The organism is Streptomyces sp. Isolate_45 (genome assembly GCF_024721315.2).
Classification (GTDB): domain Bacteria; phylum Actinomycetota; class Actinomycetes; order Streptomycetales; family Streptomycetaceae; genus Streptomyces.
This window is the reverse complement of the sequence record NZ_JANFAK020000012.1, coordinates 87,732-99,306: the sequence shown is the minus strand read 5'-3', so window position 1 is coordinate 99,306 and position 11,575 is coordinate 87,732. Positions and strand designations below refer to the sequence as shown.

At 74.4% G+C, this 11,575-nt stretch carries 3 protein-coding genes; all 3 read right to left on the bottom strand.

Going from position 1 to position 11,575, the window contains the following annotated elements:
• A partial coding sequence (locus tag NOD94_RS06880; protein ID WP_281204822.1) for a condensation domain-containing protein occupies positions 1–2,439 on the bottom strand: 2,439 nt, incomplete at its 3' end.
• A complete protein-coding gene (locus NOD94_RS06875; protein WP_281204821.1) occupies positions 2,436–8,084 on the bottom strand; it encodes a non-ribosomal peptide synthetase/MFS transporter in 5,649 nt (1,882 codons plus the stop codon). The genes NOD94_RS06880 and NOD94_RS06875, both read right to left, overlap by 4 nt.
• 119 nt (positions 8,085–8,203) lie before the next feature.
• A complete protein-coding gene (locus NOD94_RS06870) occupies positions 8,204–11,296 on the bottom strand; it encodes an amino acid adenylation domain-containing protein (protein WP_281204820.1) in 3,093 nt (1,030 codons plus the stop codon).
• Positions 11,297–11,575: the final 279 nt, after the last annotated feature.

Genomic DNA, 11,575 nt, shown 5'->3' with positions numbered 1-11,575 from the left:
GCCTCGGGGTCCACCCGGGCCGCCGGCGAGCTCGCCCGCGGTGACGATGACGGTGGCCTCGGTCGGGCCGTAGGTGTTCACCAGCCGGACGGTGTCGCCGTGCCGCTCGCGCCACTGGGCGAGGGTGACGGCGCGCGCCTCGGAACCGCCGAGGACCACCAGGCGCAGCGCCGGTGGCCACGGGGTCCGGTCTCCGAGGGACACCAGTTCCTGCCAGTACTCGGTCGGCAGGTCGAGTACGGTGACGGACCGCCCGGCCTCGGTGTGCAGCAGGTCGGGCAGCATCCGGCCGCCGCCGGGCAGCAGGACGACGCAGGCGCCCGCGGTGAGGGCCGGCCAGATCTCCTCGGCGTGCGTGTCGAAGCCGATCGAGGCGAACTGGACGATCCGGTCACCCGGCCGGAGCCCGTACCCCTGCGGCCCGGCCATCCAGCGGACGCGCTCGGCCAGGGCGGCGTGCTCGACGGCGACGCCCTTGGGGGCGCCGGTGGAGCCCGAGGTGTAGAGGACGTACGCGAGGCCGCCCGGCTCCGTTCCTGACAGCGCGGCCCGCGCGGCCCCCGCGCTCCCGGCCGCGACGCCCGCGGTCCCGGTGTCCGGATCGCCCACGGTCCCGGTGTCCGCATCGCCCACGGTCAGCACCGGGACCCCCAGGTCCGGCCGCTCGCCTCCGGTCAGCAGCAGGGCGGCGTCCGCCTCGCGGAGCATCAGCCGGCGGCGCTCGGCCGGGTGCGCGGGGTCGAGCGGCAGGTAGCCGGCGCCGGCCTTCCAGATCGCCAGCAGGGCGGTGACCAGCTCGAAGGACGGCTCGATCCGGACGCCGACGGCGCGACCGGCCACCGGACCCAACCGGCGGGCCAACGCGTCCGAATCCTGGTCGAGTTCGGCGTAGGTGCGGACGCCGCCCCCGCACTCGACGGCGGGTGCGTCGGGGCGGACGGCGACCTGGTCGGCGAAGCCGCGCAGGATCGGGCGGGCGTCCTCGGTGACGGTGGGCCCGGCCCCGAGGGCCAGCAGTGCGGCGCGCTCCTCGCCGGTCAGTAGCCAGTCACCGTGCAGCGGGACCTCCACGTCCATGACGGCTCGGGCGAGCAGGTCGCGGACCCGGCGTGCCAGGGCCTCGACGGTGGCACGATCGAAGAGCTCCCGGTCGAAGCAGAACGACAGCGTCATCCCGCCGTCCGCGGTACGCCAACTGTCCAACAACAGATCGGTCTTGGCCCGGTCGAACCCGGAGTCCATGCTCGTCGTCCGGACGCCCGCGGGCAGCGCGGACCGCTCGTCGGCGCCGGCCGGATCGTACTGGCTCTGGTGGACGAACACCGCCTGGTGGAGCGGGCCGACACCGGGCCGTACGGGCAGTCCCAGCTCGGCGGCCACGCGCTCGACCGGAACGTCCTGATGGCTCAGCGCGGCCATCGTGGCGGAGCGCACCCGGCGCAGCACGGTACGGAAGTCGGGCTCGCCGGTGAGGTCCGCGCGGATCACGCCGGTGCGGGAGAAGTACCCGAGCAGGGCCTCGTGGGCGGTCTCGTTGCGGCCTGCCAGCGGGGTGCCGACGGCGAAGTCGTAGCTGCCGCTCCAGCGGGCCAGCACGCTCTGGTAGGCGGCGAGCAGCACCATGAACGGCGTGCAGCGCTGCTCGCGGGCCAGGGCGTCGAGATCGGCGACCAGGTCGGGACCGAGGGCGAGGTCGGCGAAGCCGGCCTGGTGGGCGGGTTCGACGGGCCTGGGGTGGTCCAACGGCATCCGCAGGACGCCGACGCCGGCCAGCCGCCCGCTCCAGTACCGGACCGCCTCCTCGGCACCGCCGCCGTCCAGCCTGGCCCGTTCCGCGAGCGCGAAGTCGCCGAACTCCATCTTCAGTTCGGGCAGTTCGGACGCGCCCTCGCCGATCTCCTCGCGGTACAGCGCGAGCAGTTCACGCCACAGCACGGTGAACGACCAGCCGTCGGAGACGATGTGGTGGACCACCACGCCCAGGGCGTGCTCGTGCTCGCCGGCGCTGACCAGGACGGCCCGCAGCGGCGGGCGCTCGCCCAGGTCGAAGGGGGCGTTGACGTAGGGGGCGCAGGCCGCGGTGAAGGACTCCTCCTCGGCGTCCGGTACCGCGATCAGGGTGAGCTCGACGTCCCGTACGGGTTCCACGAGTTGGACGGGCTGCTCGCCGTCCAGGGCGAACCGGGTGCGCAGCACCCGGTGGCGCGCGGTGAGCCGGGTGAGCGCCGCGCCCAGTGCCCGCGGGTCGATCGGGCCGCTCCAGCGACGGTTCAGGTACATGTTGAACGCCGAGTCCTGGGGCGCCAGTTGCTGGAGGAACCAGAGGCGGCGCTGCTCGTCGGTCAGCGGATGCCGGGCGATCGGGGCCGGGGCGGGGGCCGGGGGCGGGGTCACGGTCGCGGTCGCGGTAACGGTCGGGTTCGGGTTCGGGGAGGTCATGTGCTCATCTCGCTTTTCGCGCGGGCCCGCAGGGTCTCCAGGCCGATCAGGTCGTCGGATTCGGCGTCCGGGACTTCCCGGTCGAAGCGGGCCAGGACGGGAACGCAGAGGCTGATCAGGACCAGTGCGGCCATGGCGAGGCCGAACACCAGGTAGAGCAGACCGATGCCGCGCCCGTCGCCGGTGCCGATCAGCGCGCCGACGCTGGAGGCCAGGGCGCCGCCCTCGTCCATCAGCGGCTGGAGCAACTCGGGGCCGAGCGGGGCGACCAGGGCGAAGCCGATCGGGAGGGTGGACCAGGCGACCATGGTGTTCACCGCGATCACCCGGCCGTGGAAGCGCATCGGCACCTTGGTCTGGACGACCGTCGCGTAGATGCCGTTGAGCAGCGCCAGCCCGTAGGTCATGCCGAACGCGCCGGCGGCGACCACGGTCACCGAGGGCCGCAGGCCGGTGACGACGCAGGCGGCGGCGAGACCGAGCGTGGCGAGCAGGACCCCGCGCAGGCGCATCCGCCGCGGACCGCCCCAGACCAGCAGGGTGAGGCCGCCGAGGACGGCGCCCAGACCGGCCGCGGTGGAGACCCAGCCGGCCGCCGCGGTCGAGGAGAAGGAGAGCACCAGCGGGGTGACGAGCAGGAACAGCGGGGAGAGGAAGATGTTCAGCACCGCGAACCAGAACAGCATGGCCCTGAAGTGTCTGCTGCCCAGGGCCCGTTGGAAGCCCGCCCGGATCTCGGCGGCGACGCTCTCGCGACGGGTGGCGGCCATCGCGTCGGGGAAGCGCACCGCCAGCGTGACACCGGTTGCGATCAGGTAGCTGACGACGTCGAAGACCAGGATGCCACCGAGACCGATCACGTGCAGGATGCCGACCGCGATCAGCGGCACGAGGAACTGGGCCAGACCGAACGCCATCTGGACGACGCCGTTGGCGCGGCCGAGGAAGCGCTTGGGCACCAACTGCGGCACCGCCGAGCCCCAGGCGACGCGCTGGAAGGCGAGCGCGGCCGAGAGCACGGAGATCATCACGTAGCAGTGCCAGGTCTCCAGCGAGCCGCTGAGGTGGAGCGCCAGCAGCGCCGCCTGGGTCAGGCCCGCCGCGACGTCGCCCCACAGCATCACCCGGCGGCGGTCGCCGCGGTCGACGATGGCGCCGGCCAGCGGGGCGACCACGATGCCGGGCACCAGGCCGAAGGCGGCGAGCAGGCCGAGTTGGAACAGCGAGCCGGTCTGCAGGTACACCCAGATCGGCAGGGCGAACTCGGTGAGCGCCGAGCCGATCATCGAGAGCTGCTGGCCGGTGGCGACGGCCAGGAAGCGGCCCATCGTCGGGCGGACGGGGCCGCGCTCGCGGCCCTTGCGGGCCTTCCTCGTCGTCCCGGCCCGCTCCGACTCCTCCGGCCGTGCGGCTTCCCGCTCGGGGGCCGGTTCAAGGACGGGTTCCGTCCCGGCGGCGTCGCGGGACAGGCCAGCCAACCACCAGGTGGCGTCGGCGTTGCGCCCGTGGCGCGCCTCCTCGCCGGTGGCGATCGAGCGGTGCACCCCGGTCAGGATGTCGGCCAACTCCTCGGCGCGGTACTTGAGGTAGAAGTGCCCGGCCTCGTCCAGGACCACCACGGCCGCGGTGCCGGTGATCCGGTGCCACTCGCGGAACCGCTCCTCGTAGAACTCGGTCGCCGGATCGCGGTCGCCGCAGACGGCGATCACCGGGGCCGTGATGCGGCCGCCCTCGCTCTCGTACAGTTCGCCGAAGTAGCGCTCGGCGCCCTTGGTCCCGATCCGGCGGTTGCGCACGATCAGCCGCAGCTGGTCCTCGTCGACCTCGTCCACGTCCAGGCCCGCCGCGGCCAGGGCGTTGATCATGCCCTGGTCGCTGCGCAGGCGGGCGGACAGCTCGGCGAAGCGCTCGGCGAGCGCGGCGCCGCGGCCCTTCGGGCGGGCGAACGGGAAGATGCCTCCGAGGTGGACGGCGTCGATCTCCCGCCCGGCCGCCTCCACCCGACGGGCGATCTCCACGGTCAACCTGACTCCGACCCCGCAGTGCCCGTAGAGCACCAGTGGTCCCTCGACGTGGGCGACGATCTCCTCGGCGCAGAGCCGGGCGACCTCGTCGATGTCCAGCGCCTCCTCGCCCAGCTCGTGGCCGGGGACGGCGATGGAGTGCAGGGCCCAGTCCGCCGGCATGGCGTCGGCGAGCGGCTTGTAGATCAGCGCGCTGCCGCCGCCGTACGGGGCGCAGACCACGCTGGCTGCCACCGTGCGCCGCTCGGGGGTGAGCAGGTGCAGCAGCCGGCGCGGGCCGCGGTCGGCCTCCGGAGCGGCCACCAGCGCGGCGAGCCGACGGACCGTCGGGTGCTTGAAGAGGTCCATCACGCCGACCGGGGTGGCCAGGTCGGGGAAGGCCCGGCGCATCCGGGCGACCACCTGGGTGGCGAGCAGGGAGTGGCCCCCCAGTGCGAAGAAGTCGTCCATCGCGCCGACCCGGGGGAGGTCCAGCAGGTCCGCCCACATGGCGGCGATCACCTGCTCGGTCCCGCCCTCCGGATCGACGTGGGCGCCGGCGGGCGGGGCGTCCGCGGGCTCGGGCAGCGCCTTCCGGTCGACCTTGCCGTGGGCGAGCAGCGGCAGCCGGTCCAGCACCACGTAGCGGGCGGGGACCATGTAGTCCGGCAGGACCTCGCCCAGGGCGGCCCGCAGATCGGCGGCGGTCGGCGGTTCGCCGCCGGCGGGGCGTTCCAGGTAGGCGACGAGGTTCTGCTTGACGCCCTCGCCACGGGCCAGGACCACCGCCTGGGTGATGCCGGGCAGCGCGGTGAGCACGGCCTCGATCTCGCCGGGCTCGACCCGGTAGCCGCGGACCTTGATCTGGTCGTCGACGCGGCCGAGGTAGTCCAGGGACCCGTCGGCGCGCCAGCGCGCGAGGTCGCCGGTGCGGTACATCCGCGGGCCGCCCTCTCCCGGGGCGCCCGGGTCGGTGCGACCCGGCCCGGTGCCGGACGGGTCGGCCGTGGACGGCTCCGAGCCGGCCGGGTCGGCGTACGGGTCGGGCAGGAACCGTTCCGCCGTCAGGTCCGGCCGCCCGAGGTAGCCGCGGGCGAGTCGGTCCCCGCCCACGTACAACTCCCCGGTGACGCCCGGCGGAACGGGATTGCGGGCCTCGTCCAGCACGTAGCAGCGCCCACCGGCCAGCGGAGTGCCGATCGGGGTGTAGCCCGGCGCGTCCACGCCGTCGGCGGTGACCTCGTGGACGGTGATCCCCACCGTCGCCTCGGTCGGCCCGTAGTGGTTGAACACCGCGCACCGGCCCAGTGCGGCGATGCCCGCCGCCCAGGACCAGTTGGCGGCCTCGCCGCCGAGGACCAGTGCCCGGCGCGGCAGCAACCGCGCGAGCGGCGCGTCGGCGGACAGCGCGGCCAGGTGCGAGGGCGTCATCTTCAGGTAGTCGATGCCGGCCCGCTCGATCTCCGCGGCCAGCTCCACGCCCGCGATCCGTCGCGACAGCAGGTGTACCCGGCCACCGGTCGTGAGGGCCAGGTAGAGCATGGTGATGCTGAAGTCGAAGGAGAGGGACTGCAGCAGTCCGAAGGAGGAACCGGGTACGATCCGCAGTCGCTCGCCGGCCCCCGCGAGGTAGTTGAGGACCTGGCGGTGCTGTACGGCGACGCCCTTGGGCGTGCCGGTGGAGCCCGACGTGTAGATCACGTACGCCAGGTGGTCGGCGCCGGAGACCTCCTCCAGCGGCGCCCCGTCCTGCTCGGTCGCCTCGTCGAGGTCGCCCGTGAGCAGGTCCACCGCGGGGTGGTCGCCGAACCGCGGTCGCAGCACGCCGTCGGTGATCAGGACCTTCGCTCCGGCGTCGGCGACCAGGTGGGCGAGCCGGGCGGGGGGCTGCTCGGGGTCGAGCGGCAGGTAGCCGCCACCGGCCTTGAGGACGGCGACCAGGGCGACGGCCAGCTCGGCGGACTGCTCCAGGCAGACGGCCACCCGGTCGTCCGGCCCGACCCCCAGCGCCCGTAGCCGCCGGGCCATGGCGTTGGCGCGCCGGTCGAGGTCGCCGTAGGTCAGCGTGCGGTCCTCGAAGACCAACGCCGGCGCCCCGGGCGATCGGGCCGCCGTCCGGGCCAACGCCCCGGTGAGCGTGGCGGGACCGCCGTCCGGCAGTGCGGGGCCGGCGGCCCAGGTCTCCAGCACGGCCGTCCGCTCGGCCGCACCGAGCAGCGGGAGCCGGTCGACCGGCAGTGCGGGATCGGCGATGCCGGCCGCGGTCAGCAGCCGGAACCGCTCGGCGAGGCGTTCGACGGTGCCCGCGTCGAAGAGGTCGGTGCGGTAGGTGAACAGACCGTAGAGGCCGCCGTCCGCCTCCTCGCGCATGTAGAGGGCGAGGTCGGCGTGGGTGGTGGTGGCCTCGTAGCCGAAGCCCTCGGATTCCGGGCCCGCGGTGGTGGTGGAGGCGGGGTCGCCGTAATTCTGGAAGGCGAAGGTGGTCTGGAAGACGGCAGCGCGGCTGACGTCGCGTTCCACCGCGAGATCGTTGACCATCTGCTCGAAGGGCACCTCCTGGTGCGCGTACGCGTCGAGCGTGGTCTCGCGGACCCGGCTGATCAGACGGCCGAAGTCGAGGTCGGCGGAGAGCCGGGCGCGGATCGGCAACATGTTCACGAACGCGCCGACAACGCCTTCGAGTTCGTGGTGGAGGCGACCGGCGACGGCGGAGCCGACGGCGAAGTCGCGCCGGCCGGCGTGCCGGCCCAGCAGGGCCTGGAACGCGGCCATCAGCACCATGTACGTGGAGGCGCCGTGGGCCCGCGCCACTTCGCCCACCCGGCGGGAGAGTTCGGTGTTCCAGCGGAACTCGATCGCGGCCCCGTCAAAGGTGAACCGCGCCGGCCGGGGCCGGTCGGAGGGCAGCTCCAGGGCCGGGACGCCGTCGAGCCGCGTGCGCCAGTGCTCGCGCGAGGCGGCGAGCGCACCGTTGTCCAGACGATTCCGTTGCCAAGCCGCGTAGTCCCCGAATTGGACCGGAAGGGGCGGGAGTTCACCCGGAACGCCGTGCGCGTGGTGGGCGTGGCGGAGGTCGAGCTCGCGGTTGAGGATGTCGATCGACCAGCCGTCGCCGATGATGTGGTGCATCACCAGGGCGAGGACGTGGTCATCCTCGGCGATCCGGACGACCAGCGCGCGCAGCAGCGGGCCGACCTGGAGGTCGAAGGGCTCGGCGATCAGCGCGCCGAGTTCGGCGGCGGCGCGCGCCTGCGGGTCCGGGTCCGCGCCGACGTCCAGGTGCTGGGCGGCGAACGGCGCGGGCTCGGCGACCCGGACCTCGGCGGTACCGGCCTCGGTGGTGCGGAAGGTCATGCGCAGGCTCTCGTGCCGGGCCACCAGATCGGTCAGCGCGGCATCCAGCGCGGCGCGGTCGAACGGGCCGCGGAACCGGCGGGCCGGCGCCAGGGTGTAGGCCGTGGAGCCGGGCGCCAGCTGGTCCATGAACCAGAGCCGTTCCTGGCCGCTGGAGAGGGGCGGCGCGGTGCCCACCGGGCGGGGCTCCACCACCCGGGCGGGCGCCGCGGCGCCGCGCAGCCGCCGGCTGAGCAGGGCGCGCTTGGCCGCGGACCAGTCGGTGGGCAGGTCCTGGGTATCCGTCATCGGGTTCCTGTTCGGACGTTCGGACGTTCGGGGGTTCGGGCGTTCGGCGGGGGAGCGGGAGGGTGCGGACGCGGTGGGGCCGGGCGCGGCGAAGTGGCCTGCGCCCGGCGTGCCGGGTCCTAGTGGCGCTCGCGGACGGCGGCGGCGATGCCGGCCGGGGTCGGGACGTCGAAGAAGACGTCGAAATCCAGTTCCACGCCGAACGCGTCGCGGATCCGGGCGGCGATCCGGATCACCGTCAGCGAGTGCCCGCCGAGGTCGAACAGGTCGTCCTCCGGGCCGACGTCGGGCAGGTCCAGCACCTCGGCCCAGATCCGGCGGATCGTCGCGGTCGTCCCGTCGCCCGCATCGGCGGCCCGCCGAGTCGGAGCCTCGCGCGGTGGTACCGGTAGGGCCCGCCGGTCCAACTTGCCGTTGGGGGTGAGGGGAAGGCGCTCCATGGTGAGCCAGCGCTGCGGCGCCATCGCGGCCGGCAGCGTGCGCAGCAGGTGGTCGCGCAGGTCGGTGGGGGCGGGCGGCGGGGCGCCGACGGTCGGGACCAGGTAGCCGGCCAGGAAGGGCTCACCGTCCTCCTCGGTGTGGACGGCGACGGCGGCCTGGGTCAGGGCCGGGTGGTCCAACAGGGCCGACTCGATCTCGCCGAGTTCGATCCGGTGACCGCGGATCTTGACCTGGTCGTCGATCCGGCCGAGGAATTCGAGTTCGCCGTCGGACGTCCGAACGGCGCGGTCCCCCGTGCGGTAGAGCCGGGCGCCGGGCGGGCCGAACGGGTCCGGCACGAAGCGTTCCGTGGTGAGTTCGGGCCGGCCGAGGTAGCCGTGAGCGACGCCGTCCCCACCGATCAGGAGCTCTCCGGGGATGCCCAGCGGGGTCGGGCCGAGCCGCTCGTCGACGACGTAGGCCCGGGTGTTGGCGATCGGGCGGCCGATCCCGACCTGCCGCGGCTCGGCGGGAATCTCGGCGCAGGTGGACCAGATGGTGGTCTCGGTGGGACCGTACACATTGAACAGGCGGGCGGTGCGCGCACGCAGTTCGCGGGCGAGCGGCAGCGGCAGCGCCTCTCCGCCGGCCAGGCCGGTGACGTCGGTGAGCACGTCGGCGCCGGTGCCCGCCGTGAGCATCACCCGCCATCCGGACGGGGTGGCCTGGACGTGGGTGACGCCCTCGGCGGCGATCAGCGCGAGCAGGCCGGGGCCGTCGACGGCGAGGCCGTCGGGGGCCAGGACCAGGCGGCCGCCGGTGATCAGCGGCAGGTAGAACTCCAGCGCGGAGATGTCGAACGAGAGCGAGGTCAGGCCGAGCCAGGCGTGCCGAGGGCCGGAGTCGAGCAGGCCGGCGAAGGAGGTGAGCAGGTTGACCAGCGCCCGGTGGCCGACCGCCACGCCCTTGGGGCGGCCCGTGGATCCGGAGGTGTAGAGGACGTACGCCACGTCGTCCGGCCCGGGAGCGGTGTCGGGGGTGGTTCCGGCCGGGTGGTGGTCGACCGCCGACGGGGCCGGGAGCCGTAGGACCGCGGGGGCGGCGGCGGCCACCACGGGCGCGGGCTCGCGGTCGGCGAGCACCAGAACGGCTCCGGAGTCGCGCAGGACGAGGGCGAGGCGCTCGGCCGGATAGCCGGGGTCCAGCGGCAGGTACGCCGCGCCGGTGGCGAGGACGGCGAGCAGCGCGGCGGGCAGGTCGGCGGTGCGGTCCAGGTGGAGGGCGACCAGGTCGCCGGGCCGGACACCGCCGGTGCGCAGGGCCGCGGCCAACTGGTCCGTCCGCGAAAGCAGTTCGCGGTAGCGCAGACGGCGGCCGGTGGCGCTGACGGCGATGGCCTCGGGGGTGGCGGCGGCCTGGGCGCGGAACAGGTCGAGCACGGTCCGGTCGGCCGGATAGGGCCGGTCGGTGGCGTTCGGCGCGGTGGTGACGGCCCGGTTTTCGGCCGCGTCCAGCAGCGGCAGGTCCAGCAGCCGGGTGCCGGGTGCGGCGACCGCGCCGGCGAGCAGGGTCCGGTAGTGGCCGGCGATCCGGCGGGCGGTGTCCGGGGCGAGCACGGCCGGGTCGAACTGGAGGCTGAAGTCGATGTCGCCGCCCGGGGTGCCGGGGGAGTCGGGGGCTTCGACGATCTGGAGGTGAAGGGTGTTGCGGGCGGTACGGTTGTGCACCGCCCAGGCCACCCGGGCACCGGTGTCGGCGAAGTCCGGGTCCGGGCCGCGCCGGCGGTAGCCGAGCGAGACCGGGGTCAGCCCGACGCGGGGGCCCAGCCCGGCGACGGCGGTGCCGAAGGGAACGCCGCGGTAGGGGTAGCCGGCCCGCAGCTCGGCCCGGACGGCGGCGGCGAACCCGGCGAAGGTGTGTGCCGCATCGGCCGCAGGCGCGTGGACGGGCAGTTCGTTGACGAACAGCCCTATCTCTCCCGCGAGTTCGGGCGTCCGGGTGGAGAGCGGTACGGACACCGGCACGGCGTCGCCGCCGTAGCGGCGCAGCAGTCCGTGCAGGGCCGCGAGCAGGAACTCGAAGACGGTGGTCCCGGTCAGGGCGGCCGCGGCGGCCAACTCGGCCGTCCCGGAGCCTTCGAGGCGCCACTCGACCGACTCACCGGCCCCGGCCGCGGTCGGCGTGCGGGGCGCGCCGGGCAGTACCGGTTCGGTGGCGGCGGCCCAACGCGGTCCGTACCACTCGGCGGCCCTCCGTACGGTGTCCGGCTCCGCGGCCGGCGCGGCCGGTGCCGCTGCAGTGGTCGCGGGCAGGGGCAGCGAGCAGTACGCGGCTGCGAGGTCCCGGGTCAGGACGTCCTTGGAGTTGCCGTCGAAGACCGAGTGGTGGGCGGTGACCAACAGCTCGGCGCTGCCGTCGGCGCGCCGGAGCAGGGTGAAGCGGCTGAGCGGGCCGGTCTCCAGGGTGAACGGACGAGCGGCCTCCTCCTCCAGTCGCTTCTCCAGGTCGGCCTCGTCCGCAGGCGCTTCGAGCAGCTCCAGTTCGGGCCGCCGTTCCGCGGGTTCCTGCCGGACCCGGCCGTCACGCTCCACCAGCCGGGCGGCCAGGGCGGGATGGCGCCCGGTCACGGCGGCCACCGCGCGGGCCAGCGCCGCGGCGTCGATCCGGTCGAAGGAGATCCGCACCGGCATGTGGAACGCCTCGCGGGCCAGTCCCAGCCGATCGGTGAGCCAAACGCCCTGCTGGGCCGGCGAGGCCGGGGCGGGGTCGGGTGATGGGAGGACTTCGGACATCGGCGGCTCACTTAGGACGTCGGAGCGGAACGGAGGAGCGGCACGGTGGAAGTGCGGACGCGGCCTTGGGCGCGGGCTACCGCACGTCGAGGTTCGGGACGGCAACGGCAGGCTGCGGCAAACGGGTTGGGTGTCGGTTCCGGCCATCGTGTGGTGTCCGGCCCACCCCCGGGGGCCGGCCTACGGCCGTGAGCGGTCAGGACCACCGGACATCCCGGGTTCCCCGAGGTGTTCGGTGGCTCGGACCCCCGCCGGATGAAGACAATTGGTCCAGACCTG

Bases quoted from the DNA above. Each gene is read 5' to 3' on its own strand.
- NOD94_RS06875 (WP_281204821.1), bottom strand. From the start codon at position 8,084: ATGACGGATACCCAGGACCTGCCCACCGACTGGTCCGCGGCCAAGCGC.
- NOD94_RS06870 (WP_281204820.1), bottom strand. From the start codon at position 11,296: ATGTCCGAAGTCCTCCCATCACCCGACCCCGCCCCGGCCTCGCCGGCC.